Source organism: Streptomyces avermitilis MA-4680 = NBRC 14893 (assembly GCF_000009765.2).
GTDB lineage: Bacteria > Actinomycetota > Actinomycetes > Streptomycetales > Streptomycetaceae > Streptomyces > Streptomyces avermitilis.
The window spans coordinates 8,954,875-8,974,507 of the sequence record NC_003155.5 but is presented as its reverse complement, the minus strand read 5'-3'; the positions used below and the strand labels follow the sequence as shown (position 1 = coordinate 8,974,507).

Annotated in this window: 21 protein-coding genes and 1 pseudogene; 18 read left to right on the top strand and 4 right to left on the bottom strand. The window is 70.4% G+C overall.

Features of this window, described 5'->3' with window-relative positions:
- Positions 1–85 precede the first annotated feature (85 nt).
- Together SAVERM_RS40835 and SAVERM_RS38650 are read right to left on the bottom strand one after the other, a co-directional pair.
- Complete coding sequence (locus SAVERM_RS40835) at positions 86–1,339, bottom strand: helix-turn-helix domain-containing protein (RefSeq protein WP_010988926.1); 1,254 nt, start codon at positions 1,337–1,339, stop codon at positions 86–88.
- Complete coding sequence (locus SAVERM_RS38650) at positions 1,336–1,665, bottom strand: putative quinol monooxygenase (RefSeq protein WP_010988925.1); 330 nt, start codon at positions 1,663–1,665, stop codon at positions 1,336–1,338. The genes SAVERM_RS40835 and SAVERM_RS38650 overlap by 4 nt, the downstream gene beginning before the upstream one ends.
- A gap of 378 nt (positions 1,666–2,043) precedes the next feature.
- Here SAVERM_RS38650 and SAVERM_RS38645 point away from each other — a divergent pair, with 378 nt between their 5' ends.
- From SAVERM_RS38645 to SAVERM_RS38595, 12 genes are all read left to right on the top strand, one after another.
- Positions 2,044–2,604 (top strand): hypothetical protein, encoded by a 561-nt coding sequence (locus SAVERM_RS38645; RefSeq protein WP_010988924.1) that lies wholly within the window; start codon positions 2,044–2,046, stop codon positions 2,602–2,604.
- Between the two features lie 275 nt (positions 2,605–2,879).
- On the top strand, positions 2,880–3,296 hold the full coding sequence (locus tag SAVERM_RS45165) for a hypothetical protein (protein ID WP_237528953.1): 417 nt from the start codon (positions 2,880–2,882) through the stop codon (positions 3,294–3,296).
- A 137-nt stretch (positions 3,297–3,433) separates the two neighbouring features.
- Positions 3,434–3,610: a hypothetical protein gene (locus tag SAVERM_RS43510; protein WP_010988922.1), complete on the top strand. Its 177-nt coding sequence runs from the start codon at positions 3,434–3,436 to the stop codon at positions 3,608–3,610.
- A 140-nt stretch (positions 3,611–3,750) separates the two neighbouring features.
- A complete protein-coding gene (locus SAVERM_RS38635) occupies positions 3,751–4,551 on the top strand; it encodes a hypothetical protein (RefSeq protein WP_010988921.1) in 801 nt (266 codons plus the stop codon).
- 158 nt (positions 4,552–4,709) lie between these two features.
- Positions 4,710–6,383, top strand: a complete 1,674-nt coding sequence (locus SAVERM_RS38630) for a DUF2637 domain-containing protein (protein WP_010988920.1) — start codon at positions 4,710–4,712, stop codon at positions 6,381–6,383.
- Positions 6,384–6,529: 146 nt separating this feature from the next.
- Positions 6,530–7,036 carry a hypothetical protein gene (locus SAVERM_RS38625; RefSeq protein WP_010988919.1) on the top strand — a complete coding sequence of 169 codons (507 nt, stop codon included), beginning with the start codon at positions 6,530–6,532 and terminating at the stop codon, positions 7,034–7,036.
- Positions 7,036–7,257, top strand: a complete 222-nt coding sequence (locus SAVERM_RS38620; RefSeq protein ID WP_010988918.1) for a hypothetical protein — start codon at positions 7,036–7,038, stop codon at positions 7,255–7,257. The genes SAVERM_RS38625 and SAVERM_RS38620 overlap by 1 nt, the downstream gene beginning before the upstream one ends.
- Before the next feature lie 121 nt (positions 7,258–7,378).
- Positions 7,379–9,478 (top strand): hypothetical protein, encoded by a 2,100-nt coding sequence (locus SAVERM_RS38615; RefSeq protein WP_037652621.1) that lies wholly within the window; start codon positions 7,379–7,381, stop codon positions 9,476–9,478.
- Positions 9,479–9,493: 15 nt separating this feature from the next.
- Positions 9,494–9,898, top strand: a complete 405-nt coding sequence (locus SAVERM_RS38610; RefSeq protein ID WP_010988916.1) for a hypothetical protein — start codon at positions 9,494–9,496, stop codon at positions 9,896–9,898.
- 105 nt (positions 9,899–10,003) lie between these two features.
- Entirely contained in the window at positions 10,004–12,436 is a 2,433-nt protein-coding gene (locus SAVERM_RS42060; RefSeq protein ID WP_037652619.1) for a DNA translocase FtsK, read from the top strand.
- Between the two features lie 95 nt (positions 12,437–12,531).
- A complete protein-coding gene (locus tag SAVERM_RS38600) occupies positions 12,532–12,720 on the top strand; it encodes a hypothetical protein (protein ID WP_010988914.1) in 189 nt (62 codons plus the stop codon).
- Between the two features lie 385 nt (positions 12,721–13,105).
- A complete protein-coding gene (locus tag SAVERM_RS38595; RefSeq protein WP_010988913.1) occupies positions 13,106–13,651 on the top strand; it encodes a DUF6197 family protein in 546 nt (181 codons plus the stop codon).
- Between the two features lie 10 nt (positions 13,652–13,661).
- Here SAVERM_RS38595 and SAVERM_RS46055 read toward each other — a convergent pair.
- Positions 13,662–13,772 (bottom strand): annotated as a pseudogene (locus tag SAVERM_RS46055) (DUF6000 family protein); the annotation flags it as partial.
- A 151-nt stretch (positions 13,773–13,923) separates the two neighbouring features.
- On the bottom strand, positions 13,924–14,385 hold the full coding sequence (locus SAVERM_RS38590) for a hypothetical protein (protein ID WP_242432075.1): 462 nt from the start codon (positions 14,383–14,385) through the stop codon (positions 13,924–13,926).
- 330 nt (positions 14,386–14,715) lie between these two features.
- Between SAVERM_RS38590 and SAVERM_RS38585 the strand changes: the two genes are divergently transcribed.
- From SAVERM_RS38585 to SAVERM_RS38560, 6 genes are all read left to right on the top strand, one after another.
- On the top strand, positions 14,716–15,177 hold the full coding sequence (locus SAVERM_RS38585; protein ID WP_010988911.1) for a Pycsar system effector family protein: 462 nt from the start codon (positions 14,716–14,718) through the stop codon (positions 15,175–15,177).
- A 420-nt stretch (positions 15,178–15,597) separates the two neighbouring features.
- Entirely contained in the window at positions 15,598–16,278 is a 681-nt protein-coding gene (locus SAVERM_RS40815) for a GGDEF domain-containing protein (RefSeq protein ID WP_159029052.1), read from the top strand.
- A gap of 328 nt (positions 16,279–16,606) precedes the next feature.
- Positions 16,607–17,107: a WhiB family transcriptional regulator gene (locus SAVERM_RS40805; protein ID WP_078936784.1), complete on the top strand. Its 501-nt coding sequence runs from the start codon at positions 16,607–16,609 to the stop codon at positions 17,105–17,107.
- 87 nt (positions 17,108–17,194) lie between these two features.
- Positions 17,195–18,103: an IS630 family transposase gene (locus tag SAVERM_RS38570; RefSeq protein WP_237528952.1), complete on the top strand. Its 909-nt coding sequence runs from the start codon at positions 17,195–17,197 to the stop codon at positions 18,101–18,103.
- A gap of 112 nt (positions 18,104–18,215) precedes the next feature.
- The gene (locus SAVERM_RS38565; RefSeq protein WP_037653208.1) at positions 18,216–19,301 is read left to right on the top strand and encodes an IS110 family RNA-guided transposase; all 1,086 of its coding nucleotides are present in this window, start codon (positions 18,216–18,218) and stop codon (positions 19,299–19,301) included.
- Positions 19,298–19,621, top strand: a complete 324-nt coding sequence (locus SAVERM_RS38560; RefSeq protein ID WP_237528950.1) for a transposase — start codon at positions 19,298–19,300, stop codon at positions 19,619–19,621. Before SAVERM_RS38565 ends, SAVERM_RS38560 begins: the two co-directional genes overlap by 4 nt.
- Positions 19,622–19,633: the final 12 nt, after the last annotated feature.

Below are 19,633 nucleotides of genomic sequence, written 5' to 3'. Positions count from 1 at the left end.
GTGTGATGGCCCCCACACGAGGAAACGGGTGGGAGGCAGATCAGTGGATATCGATCGTCAGGGCGCAGGTCGGTGCAGCGTCGGGTTAGTCAAGTGCATCAGCCCGTTCGGCGAGCTCCAGCAGATCACGCGATGCGTTCGCGCCGGCGACCAGCACCAGCTCGCGGATGGCTGCCCGAGCAGCCTGGTGCGTCTGGATAGTTTCCGGCGCGACGGCCTCAGCGCGCAGCAGGCAGTCGAGGGCTTCGCCTCCGTGCCGCCTCTGCGCGTGAGCTCGCCCCAGGTCCATCAGCAACCGTCCCTGCCGTTCGGGCGACAGACCCTCAGCGTCGATGGCGAGGCCGATATCGAGGGCCTCACCTGCGTCGCCGAGGTCAACAGCAGTGCTGACGGCCTGGATCTCTACGTTGACCGGCCCGAACTCCAGGTTGAAGTCGTTCCGGTTCTCGCCAAGCTGCGCCGCGATAGCGCGGGCCTTGGCGATCTCCTCCTTGGCTTCGGCCCGAGCGCTGGCTCGCGCGTGAACGAGCGCGAGGGCCAGATGGAGCGAACCGAGGACGGACAGAGCCTGCGGCGACCTGCCCCCCTGCTCTTCCAAGGCGTCGATAGCGGTCCGAGCCGCGTGTTCGGCCTGGCCGAGGCTGCGCAACCGTACAAACGCCTGCGTCATCCGGAAAACGCCAGCGCAGACGTGCAGCGGGTCGCCGGACCGTTCGGCGGCGAAGATCGCACGATCGGCGGCAACCCATGCAGCGTCTGCTTCATCCTGCCGAACGAACGCCGCCGAAAGGGCCTGGTACGTCCGGGAGAGCAGCAGGAACAGCTCCGATCGAGTCTCGTCCGGCGCCATGCGGGCGGTCCGTTCAAGCTCAGGGAGCAGCTCTACAGCCAGGACGCTGACCTGCGCCATTCGTGCCGCGTGTGTCAGCTCCCAGAGGTCGTCAACGTCTTTGCGCAGCGCCTCGACGGATCTTGCGCCCTCGGTGCCGGGGCTGGCCAGCAAGGCGCGAAGTGCCGGGTGACCGGAGATCAGTCTCCGCGTCTCGTCCAAGTCGTTGGACAGCGACAGCGGGGCGGGGTGCTGTGATGGTCCGCTTCCGTCGGCGACGCTCGGGCGCAACTGCTGTACAGACACACCCAGTTCATCGGCGATCTGTTGCAGCAGGTCCATGCGCTGGACGGGCTGGATACCCCGCTCGACTTGAGACATCCAGCTGCTCGTCTTTCCGAGAGCAGCCGCGAACTCGGCCTGGGTGCGCCGTTGTTCCTTGCGGAGCTTCTGGACGCGCTGGCCAAAGACTCGATCTTGTGGATCGACGTCCTTGCCCGTTGGCTTCATGGCCCCTCCGTTCCAGGGCGCTTGCTGAGCTCCTCCAGCTCGTTCAGGAACACCACGTCGGTGCTGGTCAGGAACTGCTCGCGCGTCTCAAGGAAGTGTCGCGTGTGGGCCTGCTCCTCATGGGCCTGGAAGGCATCACGATCGGCGTAGAGCTCGTAGAAGACGCGCACGAGTGGCTCGTCTACGGGCGTGTGCGCCACGTAGACGAGGGTGCCGGGTTCCGTACGGATCCCTTCCGCGGTCCTGGCCACCAGGGCGTCGAACTGCTGGGCAGCCTCGGTGTCTCGCAAGGAGAACCGCACTGTCAGTGCAAATCCGGTGGACACAGGGCCCCTCCATCTTCATGTCGCGTAGTCATGGACACATTCTCACATCCAAAGCCCTAGTGCTAGGTAGCACTTAGACTGTTGACTCGCACTTGTAGTGCTACTACCGTTCAGTGTGTTGGCCCCGCACCTCAAGGTTTTGGGCGACCAACAAATGCACCAGCACCACCGCAAGACCGCAGGAAGTCGTCCGCCTCGCAAGAGGGGGCCGGGGTTGATGGCTCCACCAAATCCCCCGGGTGTCTCGACTGATCTGCGTGCACGTCGCAGCGCTGATGCGCTGTCCGTCCTCCAGGCCGCCGGGCTTCCCGTGCGCCTGGCGGGCGGAGAGAGCACCGCGACGCAGCCCAAACCCCTCCGCACGCAAGGAGATCCCGCATGACCATCACGTCCGCGATGCCCACCGCCAAGGAACGACCCCGCCGGACCCGTACGAAGCGGGCCAGTAGCCGCCCTGCCCTCAAGCTCTCCCAGCTCCTGCCCTCGCACATCGACCTGCGCGAGCCGCTGAAGGCGGTTCTCGTCTGCGAGGACTGCAAGACCTGGGTGCCCGTCACCGGCATGCAGAGCAAGGTTCAGAAGCTGGTCCCGCACCACATCGGTAAGGCGGAGGAAGCCGATGCGATCCGCTGCCGCAGCAGCAACCGCCGCATCGAGTGGGACATGACGATCCCTGAATGGCGCCAGGCCTTGGCCGACGCCGTTACGGAAGCCTCCAGCCGCCAGAGCACTACGGTGCTGCCCAAAGCATTCAGTCCGCAGACCGATCGGACCCTGCGGGCTCGTGCGGAGCGCACACTGGCCGGGCGCGTGGCCGACTGGGACGCGGTGTTGCCCCGCGTGGCAGCCACCGATAAGAACCGCTGGGCGACGCCCGCCGGCGACGCCCCTACGGAGTGCCCCGCGGTCCCGCTGACCACGCTCCACCCCAAGCGCTGAACCGCCCCGGACGAACGACCACGGCCCCGGCCATCTCACAGAGGGGAGGCCGGGGCCGTGGCTACTCGTACGACAACCCTCACCGACCAGAGCAGCTGAGATACAGCCTGCGCTGCGCGTCGCACACCGCTCCGCCCTCGCGGCAGGAGCGGCGTACGGCGGAGTGCGCAGGACGCACTCCCCGCCCTACCGGCGGGGCCAAAATGCGACGAACCCCCAGGGAGGCACCCCTGGGGGTTCTTTGTCGCAGGTCCCTCGCGAAAGGACTGACCTGCATGCCCAGCATGACAGCTCTGATCACTCCTGCCGAGAGCACCTCCCGGCCCCCGTTGCCGCGGCGGCCGATCCCGCACGAGCGGACACCGGACCGGCCCACCCCGTCCGGTGGCCGGCCGCACCCGCGGACCGCACAGACCACCGGCGACCCGGTGATCGTCGAAGCACTGCGGCGCGTGGTCGACGACCAGATCGGCCCTCGCCGCGCGGGAGCGATCTACCAGAACACGGACGGGGCGTTCGAGGTTCTCGCCGTCATCCGTGACCCCGAGCGGGCCCGCGGTCTCCTCCACCGCCGCTGCGCGCAGTGGGCGCTGATCGTCCGTGACGTGCTGCGGCCGGACGGCGAGCCGTTCGCGATCGGCAGTGTGTGGACTGCCTCGGACCACCTGGTCCGTGAGGCGGTCACCCGGTGAGGCGCCAGCTCGCCCGGTTACGCCGGTGCCTGCACGTGTGCCGCAACGCGGGACAGTGCGATCAGTGCAGTGGCTGGTTCGACAACTGGCCCGGTGGTACGTGCGCCGCCTGCGCCGCCAAGCGCTAGGTGCCGCGCATGCCTGACGACCTCTACCGGCGCTACCAGGACGCGCACACCACGCACCGGCAGCACGCCCGTACCTGCACCGCCTGTACGGACACGAGCCGCTGCCCCACGGGACAGCGCCTGTACGAGTCGTTCACCCGGCTCCAGGACGCCTACCTCAACGGTCAGCGCCAGCAACGGCGCTGACCCTGCCTCAACTGACACCGCCACCTCTGTCGGTTGCCTGACCCGCACAGGCCGGCCCTCCGCTTCATGCGAGGGCCGGCCTGTGCGCGGTCCAGGGGAGCCGGACAGCCCGGACCACACTCCAACAAGGAGAGCAGCACATGGTGCACACGATCCCGCTCGCCCACGCGCTCGATGACTCGCACCTCTCCCCCGCCGCCCCGGCCCCGGTCGCCCCGGCCCCCGTTGACGCGGCGGCTCTCCTGGCGGCCGGCACCGCTCGTTACCACCACCCGCACTACCTGCGTGTGGAGCAGAACGGCCCCGACCAGGTGCGTTTTCTCTTCCGGGAGTTCACCGGCCGGGAGAGCGAACCGTCCTCGCCGCTGGAGATGTACCGCGATCCTGCGCTCACCTCCGAGCAGCGCACGATGATCGGCCACCAGTACACCGCGGCCCGCGTCCTGTGGTCCAAGCGCCGGATGCGCGAGCAGGCCGCCCCGCTGCTGGAGACCGCAGCCTTACGGTGGTCGGCCTGGACGATCGCCCACGACACGATGATGTCCCGGTTCGCGGAGTTCGCGACGCTCCCCGACGACCGGTGGCGCTCGCAGGTGCTGCGGCTGCTGGACGCGCACCGCGTCGCCCGGCAGATGGCTGCGGACTGGGACGACATCGCGGAGCAACTCTCGGTCGTCGTCGACGACCAGCACAGCGCCGTCGACGACTGGTCCGACGAGGTGGACCTGGCGGTCGTCGCCGCTGAACTCGGGGTCGACATCCAGGGCTGGCTGGTCGACCACGTCAGCGCCTACCGGGCCACCCCGTACTACCAGCACGACACCCCGCTCGTGGCCCGGCTCGTCAAGACGATCGACGAGCAGCGGGCCCGGCTCGCGGCCGTCGCGCACCTGACCGCTGACCACGACACCGGCCGCCAGCTCGCCCCCAACCGCTTCTGAACCGGGCCCTCGCGCCGGCGCCTCAGCCGACGGCCCGCACCGCGGGCCGTCGGCTGTTTCGGCTCCAGCCACCCCGGTTTCGGGAGCAGCCGCCCGCGTTTCGCGGGCAGCCCTCGCCGTTTCGCGCACACCCCTGACCCCCTCTCCCGGAGGCCCCCGTGACGATCACTGAAGTGCCGCAGCGCGCGGCACCCGACACCCCCGTTTCGCGCCCGCCGACCGCCGTTTCGGACGCGCCGCCGACCGTTTCGGGAGCGGCGTCCAACGTTTCGCGGACACAGAAGCGGAACGCGATCAAGCCCGCGCATGACCGGCTGATGACCGTCCTGTCGGTCGCCGCTGCGATCGGGGGGCCGCTGATCGGCGCCATCGGCTTCGCGATGTCGTACAGCACCCTGGCGAAGAAGGCATTGACCTGGGGATTCAGTGCGGATTTGGCGCCCTGGTTCCCGGTCGGCGTGGACGCGTCGATCATCGTGTTCCTCGCGCTGGACCTGTACCTCATTCGCAAGGACACCCCGTGGCCGCTGCTGCGGATGGCCGCCCACGGCATGACGTTCGCGACGATCTGGTTCAACGCCAGTTCGCAGGGCCACATTGCAGGCGACCCGGTCAGGGCCGCCTCGCACGGCGTCATGCCGCTGCTCTTCGTGATCGGCGTGGAAGCCGCGCGCAGGCTGTTCATCAAGAAAACGCAGCTCGAAGCGGGTACGGCGGCTGACCGGATCCCGCTGCACCGCTGGATCCTTGCCCCGGTCGCCACCCCGCGCTTCTACCGCCGGATGAGGCTGCACGGGATCCGGTCGTACCCGGAGATGATCCGCCGTCAGCAGGACCTCACCGCCTACGAGCAGTGGCTCAAGCGGAAGCATGGCGACTTGAGCAAGGCGAGTGAGGATGAGCTGCTGCCGATGACGATGGCCGCTCACGGCTACACCGTCGCTCAGGCGCTCGCGCTGCCTGAGCAGCAGGAACGCGAGGCGGAGGCTCGGGCGGAGGAGGCGGAGCGCCGGCGCCTGGACGCGCAGACGCGCCGGGAGCTCGCGCAGAAGCAGGCCGAAGCCAGGCGGCTGGAGGCCGACGGCGAGCTGGAGACCGTCCGCGCCCGCGTAGAGGGCACCACAGCCCAGGCCCGCGCCCACGCCCGAGCCCAGGCCAGTGCCGCGGAGCGCGCCGCAGAGCTGGAAGAGCAGGCACTGGAGACGGCCGTCATCGCCGAAGCCCGCGCCCGCGAGGCAGCCGCAGAGCGCCAGGCATCCCAGGAGCGCGAGGCGAAGGCCGCTGCGGACGCCCGAGCGGCCGAACTGGAGCGCCAGGCAGCCGAGAAGCGGAAGCTCGCGGCGGAGGCCGACCGGGTCGCCGTGGCGGAGGCTCAGGCAGTCGAGACGGTGGAGATCGCAGAAGCCCGCCAGCGTGCTGCCGAAGCTGACCGGGCTGCTGCCGAAACAGAGCGGGCTGCTGCCGAAACGCGCCGCCGCGCCACCGAAGCCGAGCGACTCGCGGCGCAGGAAACAGAGCGGCGCGCGGTCGCCGACGCCAACACCCAGGCGGCCCGGCGACGGGAAGCCGAAACCGAACTGGCCGCCGCCGAAACGCGACTGGCTGCCGCCGAAATCGAGCGGCGCGCGGTCGAAATCGAGGACGCCGCGAAGCTCACGCCCCGCCAGCGCGCGGTCCGCAAGGTCGCCCGGATGATCCTCGCCGTCGACGGCATGGCCGACCGGCTGCCGCTCGCCGAGATCCAGCGCGAACTCGTGGTCACCTCGCCCGGCACCGCCTCCGAGTACCGCCAGGAGGCCGCCGAGCTTGTGGCAGGCGGCTACCGGCCCTGACCTGGCACAACGACCGTCCGACGGTTCCACCGGCCCCCCGAGCTGCTGATGACAACTCGGGGACGCGGTGAAGGCGCCGTGACGCCACCCCCACTTTCACCCGGATCCGGATCCCTGCACCACCCCACCTGAGGAGAAAACCCCTGATGAGTAAGGACATTGCATCCCGCGTGACGACGGGCGTGCAGGCGCTGGCGGTGCCCGGGCAGCGGGAGGGCTGGCAGGCCCAGCACCGCGGCAGCCTGCTCTCCGACGCGCAGGCCTACGACGCTCTCGCCGACGCCGTCCAGGCCGACCTGAAGGGCCGCCGCCTGGACGGTGACCTGCCCTGGGGCCTGTCGGCAGCGTCCCGTGCCCGTAAGCGGGTCAAGCCGCTGCGGGACACCGCGCGCGCCATGCGCAGGGCCGCGAAGGCCATCAACAGCGTGGTCGCCGCGTACGAGGAGACCCAGCCCGACGTGGTGCTGCGCCGGCGCGAGGACAAGGCGCTGAAGAAGGCGCAGCGTAAGCAGAACGTGCAGGTCACCGCCTACAACAGCGCCAACCAGACCCTGCAGCGTCTCGCCCCCGGCACGGAGGAGGGCGAACCGGCGGGCCAGGCCCGGCTGCTGGGTGACTTCTTCGGCCCGGGCCAGCAGCGGCGGGGCGCCTGATGGCAGGGCCGCCGCTGTCCCCGAGGAAGGCGGCCCACTGGAACAGCCGATTCGAACAGGCCCGCGCTCAAGGCGAGCGCGGGCCTGAGGAGTTCTTCCGCGTCTGGCTCGATCTGGTGAAGGTCTCCGCCATCCAGAAGGCCCGCCGCACCGGCGACCACGGCGTGTTCAACGCGCTGTCGGCGGAGCTGGAACGGATCTACCGGGATCACTGCCAGTAATCGTCATCGTCATCATCATCACCGCCGAAATGAGGGTTGACGGGGCTCCCAACCACGCGTACGTGTACACGTGCGAGGCGCCCCTTCCCCCTCACCGGCAGTCACCGTGAGAGGAGGGCCTGTGTCCGACGACGAGCCCCCGGACAACCTGCGTCATCTGCCCCGGATCGGCTCCCCGCCGCCCCCGCCCGTGCCGCCCGCACCCACCCTGGGCGGCACCGACGAGGACAGCGTCACCGACCCCGGGCCTGTTCGAATTTCCGCGTTCGACGCCCCCGAAGTACCCCACGCGCCGCCCCCGACGGCGGGGGCGGCGCTGCGCAGTGAGGGCCTGAACGAGGGCGAGCAGCCCCCCGATGCGGGGGCGCCGCGCGCCGGCGCGCTGTCGCTGGCCGCGATCCTCGCGATCGCCCTGGCCGCGTTCGAGGGGCTGCAGACCTGGATCCAGGAATCCGGGCCCCGCCGCGCGGAAGCCGCCGCGCACCAGCGGGAGATGGAGCTGCTGGCCGCGAAGGCCGGCGCCGATGCCACCCGGCACGGCGCGGAAGCCGACGCGGCACGCGCCAAGGCCCATCGTGGCGGGGGCGTGCAGTCCAGCCGTGACTACGGCCGCAGCGCGCTCGGACGGGGCTCCGGCGGCCCCGCACGGGGCGGCGGCGTCGGTCCGGGCGGCTCCCGGGGTGGCGGCAGAGGGCTGTTCAACGGCTCTCCGCAGGGTTCCTCCGGCCGGTTTGGCCAAGGCCGTTCCGGAGCGGGCTTGTTCGGCGTCGGCTCCCGAAACGGTGCTCACCGTGGCCGTTCGGACGGCACGGCGGGACGCGGCAGCGGGGGCGGCCGGGCAGGTGCCGGGCTGTTCGGCGGCGGGGGTCGCGGCCCGGGGGCCGGCGGCGGCCGCGGCAATGCCAACGGCAAGGGCAGCGGCAAGGGTCAGGGAAGCCCTGGCCCGGGCGGCACGAGCGGCGGCACCGGGGGCAGCAAGGGTGGTGGCGGGGCGGGGCGCCGCTCGCCGCGGCAGGCCGTCGCCGACTGGTGGGGCAAGGGCAAACACCCTCGCCCAGCAGGCGCCGGCGGCGGGTCGCAGCAGAAGGGAGCTGCCCACGACCGGGCGGCTGCCATCCAGAATGCGCTGAAGAAGACCCGGTCTGGCAAAGGCGGCGGCGCTACGGCGCCGACGTTCTGGGAGGCGGCCGGTGACCGGCTGCAGGACCGGTGGAAGAACCGCCAGGCCCGCAACCCCGCATCCACGGACGCGGCGGGAAAGACCGGGAACGGCGGGGCGGCCGGTACCAAGGGCGGTAACGACGGCTGGTCGCCGAACGGGCGGGTCACCTTCCGCTCGGCTGTGTTCGAGGCGGTCAATGAGCGGTGGGCCAAACGCCGCGACCGGTGGAAGGCCCAGGCAGGCCCCCGCACCGGCCGACGCCGCTCCCCCAACGCCAACGGCCCGACCAGCCCGCCCAGCCCGCCCGGTTCAGGCAACGGCGGCGGCCCCTCGGGTACCTCCGGTCCCGGTGCAGGAAAGGGACCGGGCCCCCGCTACGCCGGTCCCCGTAGCTCGCCGTTCGACACGAGCTCCGGGCCGGAAATCACGATCACGGTGGAGCAGGTCGACCCGCCCGGAACGCACGCCCGCCGCTGGGAGCCGGACGCCATCGCCCCACCTCGCCGACAACTGCCCGCGCAGGGCCCGCCCGCCCTTTCGCGTGCTCCGCAACGTCCGGCCGGCACCCGGCCGGGAACCACCCGCAGAAAGGACCCCATCCCTATGCCCCCATCCGCATCCAGCTCGGCGCCCGTCATCCAGGTGACGCCCCCGCCCGCGAACGCCATGGTCGGCCGGCACGCCACGGAGATCAGCCTGGACGGTGCTGTGAAAGCGCTGACCCTGCTGACCACCGCCGGGATGGAGACCTACGACGACTGCCAGAACCTGGCCAGGCAGGCCCGGCGCCTGTTCGCCGAGCTGGAGGTGATGGCCAACGACCTGGCCAACAACCACAACATCACGGGAGCACGCACCGTGCGCGCCATGGGCGTGCTGATGGAGAGCGTCGGGATGCTCGCCGTCAACGCCAACCGCATGGCCAAGGCCGCGTTGAACGCCGCGGAACTCGCCGAAGCGGAAGAGACCGCGATGGAGCGGGACTACCGGCCCACCCAGACCGCGGCCCTCGACGCAGGCCTGGCCGCGCCCAGCGCCCGCATCCACAACGAGAACTGACCGGGGAGACATCGCATGGGAGAGATTGCCCCTGCCGTCGCAGCGGACGGCGCCGCCAACGGCTACCTGTCCATCGTCACCAAGTTCACGGCGCTGCAGAAGGCGGCAGCCGGCCTGTTCGAGCACGCCGAGCAGCTCGCGCAGCGGATGCGCGTCAACGCCGATTCGGCGGTGGTCGTCGCGGAGTTGTGCGCGTCCGCGGAGGCCGATGCCCGGCACGTCGCGGCCGTCGCCGAGGTCGGCGAAGCGTTCGGGCAGGTCGTCGGCGGCTGCAAGCGGCTGCTGAGCTCGGCCGAGCAGACTCACCAGGCCGCAATCGAGGTCAAGGCCGCCCACCAGGCGGAGTACGGGCCCATCCACGCCGCCGCCACCGCATCGAGGGCCCGACAGGCCAAGCCCGGCTTCTACCGGCCCATCTGACCAGCACCCGACCGAACGACTCGCACGACCTCGTGGGGGCTGCACCCGATCCGGGTGCAGCCCCCACGTGGTTGCCCTCAATGCGGAAAGGACTGATCTGCCGTGATGCGCAGGATGCCCACACGGGCGAAAACAGAACTCGCCGCCTACGGGGCATCCACCGCCGCCCTCGCGGTGCTGCCCAGCATGGAGCTGCTGCCCGCCCACGCGTCCGTCGCCGCGATCAGCGGTGTCAGCACCTGGTGGCTGTACCAGCGCGTCAAGGCCGGCGACTTCCGCAAGGCGATCCGCTCGGGGCAGCGGCTCCTTGGACCGCTCACCGGCAGCGCGGTCTACACCGCGGCCGCCGTCGCCCCTGGCAACAGCTGGTGGGAGATCCCCCTCGCCCTCGGATGGGGTGCCCTGATGTCCGCCTGGCTGCCCGCCAGCCGCTCCACCTGGACTCCGCCCGGCGACCTGACCACCGTCTACCCGTCCGGGTTCGCCGGGCTGGTGATGCGGCTGTGGGACCAGCACGAAGTGGCGCCCCAGACGCGGCTGGAGAATGTGCAGCAGATCGTGTCGGCCAGCCACCCGGACTTCAGCTGCGACATCGTCGCTCCGCAGGGCAAGCCCGTCGGCCGGATTGAGGCCGACGCCATCGCCGCCTGCTTCGGTGTGCCGACGCTGGCCGTGTCGCTGCGCGAGACGGAGCACGGGCCCGGCCGCATCCGGCTCACCGTCGCCCCCACCCAGGAAGGCGGCCGCAGCATCGACGACCTCTGGTCGGCGCTCATCTCCCGGCCCGGCGGCGCTATCCCCGGCAGCACCATCGTCCGTGTGGAACGCCAGCCCGCCCGCGGCCAGCTCCCCGCCCGCGGCATGATCCTCGCCCAGGTCGAGCCCGGCGAGGTCGCCCGCGTCAACTACGACCAGCTGTGCTCCGCGTTCGGCGTCAAAGCCGAAGAGATGCGGCTGGTCACCGAAAGCCGCGGCAACGAAGTCCTCGTCACCCTCTACGAGGCCGCGCCGCTGCGGGTGGCCCGCCGTGCCACCCGCGCACTGCTCACCCTGGACGCCTACGGCCGCTACACCATCGGCACCGCCCACGACGGCACCGACGCCAAAGTCCACATGCGCTCCGCGTCCGGCACCTTCCACGGCTTCCTGGTCGGTGTCACCGGCTCCGGCAAGACCGTCTCGCTGGCGCTGATGTGCGCGGCGTGGGCGCTGGCCGGGATGGCGAGCTGGGTGACCTCCGCCCGGCCCGACGCGCAGATGTCCGCGGTCGGCCGGCACGTCGACCGGCAGGGCTCCGGCGCGATCTTCACCTGGTGGCTGCTGAAGGCCGCGGTCGCCCTGATGGACATCCGCGGCCAGATGAACGAGGAAGCCGGCCACGACTACTCCCCGCACTCCCCCTACCCGGCCCTGACGCTGGTCCTGGATGAGTTCAACAGCCTCGTCGGGGACGACCTGTTCGGCGACGACATCGCGCAGATGACGGACGTCCTCGCCCGCGAGGGACGCAAGTTCGGCATCGGCGTGATCTTCGCCGGGCAGTCCCTCAACCTCGACAAACTCGGCGGCAGCAGCTCGCTGCGCGACCAGGTCCAGGGCGGCATCGGTGTCGTCCTGCGCATCACCGGCGGGATCGCCGCCCGGCAGGCCACCGGCGGCCTCGCCGCAGACACAGACCTCCCGCCGATTCCCGACCGGCTCGGCGCGCACATGTCGCTGATGGACCGCATGCTCGGCACCGCCACCGATGTCCCAGGGGAGACCACGCAGGGCATGGGGCACACCGTCACCGGCTCCGACGCGACCATGATGCGCACCCTGTACGTGCACCTGCCCGACGACGGCTCCCCCGACGGACTCGACGAGATCTTCCCGGAGAGCGGCGCCATCAACACGCTCACTGACCGCGAGATCGAGGCCCTCAGCGCGCTCGGTCTGTGGCACGAGTGGACGATGCCCCCGCCCACCGGCAAGGAAGACGACGACGCTGACGGCGGGGGCGCGGCGTTCATCGGCTCGTTCACCCCGCCCCCGCCGGCGGCCCGCAAGCCGAAGAAGACCACCGTCAAAGACAAGATCCTCGCGGTCGTCGACCGGGAGATGACGGCCAAGGAGGTCCGCGACCAGGTCGACGCGGCCGCCGGCACCATCCGCAACGTCCTGTCCGACCTGGTCGCCGACGGCCGCCTCAAGCAGGTTGACCACGGCCTGTACGCCCCGGCCGCAACCGACGTCACCGCCGCCCCCGACCGGGACAGCCCGGACAGCGAGCAGCTGCCCGAAGGAGTCGACGGTGAGCTGCTGATGTTGGCCGCCGATCTGGTGGTCACCACCCGGTTCGGATCGCAGTCGATGCTGCAGCGCAAGCTGCGCGTCGGGTTCGCTCTCGCCGGCGTCCTGCTGGACGCGCTGGAAGAGCGCGGACTGGTCGGCCCGGCCGACGGCAGCAAGGCCCGCGAGGTCCTGGTGCCGGTCGGAGCCGACGAGGACGTGCTCCGCGAACTGCGCGCCGACCTCGGACCGGTCCTCCAGGACTGACGCACGTAGAGCGGCCCGCGCCCCTGGCCCGGGCCCCGTTCGCACAGCTGACGGCTGGACGCCCCGGCCGGACCAACCCACCAAGGAGACCGATCGTGGCCTTTTCCGTGTCCGCCGCCGTGCTGCTGGCCGTCATCGTGGCCGTCCTGATGAAGGGCGGCTACGTGAGGTTCGGATCCATGCTCGCCTGCACCCTGCTCGGCTTCACCCTCGCCGCGACCGGCCTGGCGCCCCTCATCAACAGCGCGCTCACCTCACTCGCCGGACTCATCTCCAGCCTGTAGACCAGGACCCCCGGCGAAGAAAAGACGCGGCACCAGCTGCTGTCGGTGACCTCAATCAGCCGGAGTCCAGGGGCTGTACGGCGTCGTGCTCGTCCCCCCGCAGGACCAGCAGTCGAACTCTTCAGGATCTTCGAACTGGTTCCCCCAAAATCCAGCCCGCCGACAGAACACCACGCATTCCTCGCTGCACCAGCCGCACACGAACACGAATTTCACGCCGCGCCTCCCCTTGGCCGCCCTGCCTACAGGCTGCCCGCCCTCGCTACAGGCGGGCAACAGCCCCGCGCGCCAACCACGTTGACGCCCACGGCCCGCCCATCCCCACCACCACACCCCGCAGGCGCTGCCCGAATGACGGCAGCGCCTGCGAGCGTACGGAGCGCCGATGTCCACCCGCCTGCCTTCCCTCGGCCGCCCTGATCCGACCACCGCGGCGCCTTCAGCCGCCCCACCGCTGTCCCTCGAGGAACGCCTCACTCTCGTCAACGCAGCGATGACGGCACGCCTCGACGAAGCGGCCATCGCGTATGAGGTCAACACCGCCCACATCGAGACCAAGCCCATCGACCTGACCGACGTTGTCACCGGCCCCCTCAACACAGGACCCGCCCCGCTGCCCGACCTGTACCCGACACCGGTCGCGGCCCTCCTGCAGCGCGCCCACCAGCGACTCGTCAGCGGCGGTTGGTGCAAGGACGCCCTGGTCGACGCCGACGGCGCCCGCTGCATGCTCGGAGCCATCCGCATCGAAGCCGGCGGCGACCGCCACCTGGAAGCCGACGCCGCCACCGTGCTCTTGGACGCGATCCGCCGCCAGTTCGGCGACGACGTCGACTCGGTGCCCGGCTTCAACGACGCCTGGGGCACCGGCCGTGTCCCGATGCGCATGCTCGAACAGGCCGCGAGCCTCGCCGACGCCCGCGGACTGTAGCCCGCCCTCGACTTTGCATGCGCAGCAAGCCGCCGCCGAGCTTTAGATAACGCCGCTCGGGCGTGACATAGCGGCGAACCAGGGCCAGCAACTCGGCATCGTCACGAGGATCGCGTATCACACGACCGATCTTGCCTTGCAAGGAACGCAGCCAGCCCGTTCCTTGCCCTGCTTGTCCGAGGACAGGCGATGGCCCACGCGGCTTCCGCGGTGTCGGCGTGCACGTGAACGTACCCAGTCCGGTACAGACGAACGTGCTCGGCGCCGGACCCTCAGGGGACCCACCGGGGAGGCAATCCCGCTTTGGCACGCCAGTGGTCGGCGTCGTGAGGATCGGCCAGCCAGCCGGTCAGACGTTCAGCGCCGGCACGGAATGCTTCGGGCAACGAGGTCTCCTCGCCAACCACGAGCCTCAGGGCGTCGATGTCATGGGTGGCGTGATCGGTCTCGCACCAGCAGGCCACGTTCACCGCCGTGTCGACCGCGAGCCGACCTAGGTCGGTCCACACCACCTGGAGCAAAAATTCCAGCTGGTCGCCTCCCTCGGCGTGCTCGATGACATCCAGCCCAAGGACGACCGGAGTCCCCAGCTGTGTGCCTGGGAAGCCTGCGTGTTCCAGGGCCCACTCCCAATCCGCCGTGTCTCTACCTGCACGAGCCGTATCGACCGTGCCAGCCGCCTGATTCAAGGAGTCCACATCCGCAGCCTCCAGGAGAGGGAAGAGTGCGGTCACGGGGACGTCGTCGAAGGCACCTCGCATCATGAGGTGATCATCCCTGTCTCGGGATCGCACCACGAGCCCTTCCGAGACCTCCCGCACAGAATGCCCACGGCTTGGCGCCTGAGCACGTTCATCCGTACCCGGTTGGGCACTTCGACGAGGACGCCGACACGCGGCGACTTGGCACTGGAATACCGCGGCTACGGAACAAGTGCACTCCGCCAACACCTTTGCGCAGCCTAGGAAGCTGCCTTGAGTGCCACGACGGCACCCCCGCCGACCCGCTCAGCTACATCCCCGCACCCGCCCGCCAACCCGCCGCATAAAGGAGAACGACCGCCCATGACCACCGTGGTCCCGGCTTCGCTCACCGACAAGAATCTGGACGCCGCCTGCGCCGCAGTCGCAGGCGAGATCGGACGCACCGACAGCAAGGCCTCCTTACTCCTCGCCTTCAACGGCGCCGTGCTCGCCGGACTCGCGTCCGTCGCCGACAAGGACCTGCCGCAGCCGACCAAGACGTTCGGCGCACTCGCAGTCCTCACCCTCGGCATCGCAGCCGCACTCCTGCTCCTGGTCGTCCGTCCCCGCCTCCGCGGCGACGACCGCGCTTCCTTCCCCTACTGGGCGCGACTCGACGAAGACGAGATCCGCGCCTGCATGGAAGGAGACCGGCGCGCCTCCAGCGTCCGCGTGCTGTCTAGCCTCGCGGTCCGCAAGTACCGCCACCTCCGCCGCGCGGTCGACCTCAGCCTCACCGCCATGGCATTGCTCGCCGTGGCCGCCGCTGGCGCCGCGCTGTGACGCGTGGCTGTGTCATTTCTGCGGGAGCCGTTTCAAGCTGACTCGGGGAGCCGCTTCGGAGGGTTCCGCATGATCGATGCCCGTGACTTTGGTGTCGCTCATGCGGACGAAGGAGCAGGGGTGGCTGTTTCGGGGCCGCCCGCCTCTCCGATGCCCGCCACGTGCAGGAGCGCCACGACCTGGCGGCGTGATCCCCTCCGCGCCGGGTGGGTCCCAGGACGGCCGCAGCATCGGCTAGGGCGCAGTCGGCCGACCCGGGTACTTCCTATCCCCGTCACGAGACGGAAGCACCACCCAGCATGCCCGACCACAAGGCCCGACCGGACACGAATGATCACAGCAAGAGGCGCACCCCACGGCCTGCACAGCTCGGGGTGCGCCTCTCTCGATTCCGCCCCGAGGGGCGAGAACAGGAGAACCATGATGCCTGCCACCACCGCATTACGTCAGCGGTCCCGCACATTGATCGTCGCAGCCACCGTGCCGCTCGCGCTGGCCGCGCTGCTCGCCGACGACGTGCGCGTGCGCCGCCAACTGGACGCTGCCCGAAAGGACCCGCTGACGGGACTGCCCGGCCGCGACGTCCTCATGGACCGCACCGCACGCCTCGCCCGCACCCACCGCGAGCACTTGCACGTCCTGGTCGCCGACGCCGACGGCCTGAAGTCCATCAACGACACCCTCGGGCACGCCGCCGGCGACACCCTCATCGCGGCCATCGGACACCGCATCGGGGCATGGGCAGCCGTCCGCGGCGGACTCGCCGCACGGCTCGGAGGCGACGAATTCGCAGCGGCCCTGTTCCTGCCACCCGCTGCGACAGTCCGGGAAATCGCGGTGCTGCGCGAGCTGCTGGCTCAGCCCGTCGACCATGACGGGCAGACCCTGCGCCCGGCCGTGTCCATCGGCGCCGCCCGCGCCGTCGACCTGCCCGACACGGCCAGTGCCTCCCGCCTCCTGCGCGGCGCGGATATGGCCATGTACCGCGTCAAGACCCGTGAGAAGCCGTCCGGCTACGTGGCGACCCGCCAGGACGCCTACACACCCACGGTCCACGGACGCCGCCCGGGCCGCCCCGGCACCCACCTGACCGTCGGATGAGCGCGCCCGCCCGGCGCCGCAACAGGGCGCCGCTATGGGAGCCGGGCCTCATCCCGGCCCCGGGCGGCCTCCTGGACTGGCGGGACGCCCGGCATTTCGACCGCTGGCAAGATCTGCCGTGCGCGCTGTGCGAACAGCCCACCCCGATGCGCTCCCACCACGGCGAGCCCGTCCATCCTGCGCCGAGGGCTGGATCACCGCGAACCCCACCCAGGCGCGCCTCGGCAGGTTCGCCTCCGACGCGCAGCCCAAGCACGGCAAGGACTACGACGACCACGCCTGCCAGCGCCCTGATCACCCCACCCACACCCTTCGGGAGAGCCCTGCCATGAGGCGATCCACCGAGACCGACTCCCGCATCCCCTTCCCCTGCTCCCCCACCCCCACAGCCTGCCGCGCCACCCCACAGCTCTTCGCCCACGACATCGGCGACTCCGACACAGCACGCGCCGAACAGGCAAAGGCCGCCTGCCAGGCCTGCCCCATCGCGACCGCATGCCTCAAGTGGGCCCTCGCGAACCCCCAGCTGACGACCGAGGGGATCTGGGCTGCCACCCCCCCTCGGCAGCGCACCGCGCTACGCCACCAGCTGGCCGACCGCCTCGGCAGCGACTGGGCCGCCGTGGTCGCCGACCACGACCGGCGCCTGCGCGAGCGACGCGAAGCCGCCCGACATACCCCGCTCACCGTGCGTCAGGACCGCATCGTCCGCATGGACCGCGACCTTAACGGCCCCATGCCACGCCCCCGCAGGTCACTCACCCCCATCCAGCAGCACCGCGACGTCGCCCCGCCTCCTGGCCGGCGTCGCCTAGTGAGCTGGTTTTGAGTTCTGCCGTCGCCACTTGAGTCGTGTTCCGTTTCGGATCGGGGCTTGGGCGGTGACGGGGCTGGTGGTTTGCGGTCTGCTGTGGGGATGGGCGACAGCAGGCTTGCGCCGCTGGTGTTATCCGATGCCGAGCGGCGGATGTTGCAGGGATGGGCCCGGCGCCGGACGACTGCTCAGGGCCTGGCGTTACGGGCACGGATTGTGCTGGCCTGCGCGGACGGCGGCAGTAACACCGCGGTGGCCGCGCGGATGGGCGTCAACCGGGGCACGGTGACCAAGTGGCGGGCGAGATTCCTGCGCGACCGGTTGGACGGGCTGGCCGACGAGCCGCGCCCGGGGGTGCCGCGCACCATCACCGATGCCCAGGTGGAGGAGGTGGTGGTGCGCACGCTGGAGGAGACCCCCGAGGGCGCGACGCACTGGTCGAAGCGGGAGCTGGCCAGGGCCGTGGGGATCTCCCCGGCGAGCGTGCTGCGGATCTGGCACGCCTTCGGCTTGCAGCCATGGCGGACCGAGACCTTCAAGATCTCTCCGGACCCGCTTCTGACCGACAAGATCCGTGATGTCGTCGGCCTCTACCTCGCCCCGCCGGCCAACGCTGCGGTGTTCGCGGTGGACGAGAAGCCGCAGATCCAGGCTCTGGAACGGACGGCACCGGTGCTGCCGATGCTGCCCGGAGTGCCCGAGCGGCGCAGCTTCGACTACGTCCGGCATGGCACGGTCGATCTGTTCGCCGCCCTGAACACCGCGACGGGCAGGGTGATCACGAAGCTGTCCGCGCAGCACCGGGCCGTGGACTTCCGGGACTTCCTCGACGAGATCGACCGCCAGACCGAGCCCGGCCTGGGGGTCCACGTGATCTGCGACAACTGTGAGGATCATGGTGTGCCGCAGGGGGGGCCGGAGCCTGACCCGTGCGACAACTGGCCACAGCTGCCTTGGAGTGGAACTGTCGGCCCCGGCCTCCTGCGGTGCGTACTGCCGCCGGCCCGGTGAACGTGTCCCGATAGGGGCTTTGCTGCACAAAGCACCGTCACAGTTCTGACCGCCCACCGGACCGGTGTCAGCCACCAGACCCAGTCCAAGGAGCCTCGTGACCGTCACCAGCATGCCCCAGCCGACGCTGCCCGCGCAGCGGGTCCCCGCCCCGGCCAAGGAGGCCGAGGACGTGATCCTGGGGGTGGACACCCACAAGGATGTCCATGTTGCTGCGGTCATCACGACCCTGGGTGCCTCGCTCGCTCAGCAGGAGTTCCCGGCAACCGCCATCGGCTATCGCCAACTGCTCACCTGGGCAAGGTCGTTCGGTGTCCTGCGCCGGGCCGGTGTCGAATGCACCGGCTCCTTCGGAGCCGCACTGACCAAGATGCTGCGTGGGCAAAGCATCGACGTCATCGAGGTCAACCAGCCCGACCGTGCCACCCGGCGCAAGCGCGGCAAGACCGATGCCATCGACGCGGACGCGGCCGCTCGTGCGGTGCTGTCCGGACGGGCCACCACCGTGCCGAAGAGCGCGGACGGGCCCGTAGAGGACATGCGGGTCCTGCGGCTGGCCAAGGAATCGGCGGTCAAGGCCCGCACCCAGGCGCTGAACCAGCTCAAGGCTGTCCTCATGTCCATCGACCCGGATCTGCGCGAACTCCTCACCCGCCTGAGCAACCCTGCGCTGGTCGCCACCTGCGCGGCCCTCGACGCGGATTACCGGGGCGAGGCCGTCTTCACGATGCGCCTGCTCGCCCGCCGTGTCCAGCACCTGTCCGACGAGGTCAAAGAGCTCACCCGCCGCACCACCAGGGCCGTTCGTGCCTGCCGGCCCCAGATGCTGGACCTCGTCGGCGTTGGACCCGACAGCGCCGCGGTCCTCCTCATTGCCGCAGGTGACAACCCCGACAGGCTCGTCGATGAAGCCTCCTTCGCCGCGTTGTGCGGTGTCAGCCCGGTCGAGCAGTCCTCCGGCAAGACACAACGGCGGCGCCTGAACCGCGGTGGCCACCGCCAGGCCAACGCCGCCCTCTACCGCATCGTGCAGACCCGCATACGCTGGGACGAACGCACCCAGGCCTACCTGCGGCGACGCACCGCCGAGGGCATGTCCAAGCGCGAGATCATCCGATGCCTCAAGCGGTACGTCGCCCGCGAGCTCTACCGACACATCCAGCCCCGAGCCACCAACCAGGTCCCCTCTGCGGCTTGACGAAACATAGGGGCTTCCTCTCCGCCCACAAGGCACCGGTGGTGCACAAGTGGCTGCTCGCGCATCCCCGGTTCCGCCTGCATTTCACCCCCACGTACTCGTCGTGGATCAGTCAGGTCGAGCGGTGGTTCGCCGAATTAGAGCGGCGCTGCCTGGAGCGCGGAGTGTTCTGCTCGCTGGACAGCCTCAAGGCCGCGCTTGAGGAATGGATCAAGGTCTGGAACGAGGAGGCCCGGCCGTTCAAGTGGACCAAGACCGCCGACCAGATCCTCGACCGGATCTGCCGTTACTGCTCACGCATCTCCGAACCAGCTCACTAGGACATGTCCGTC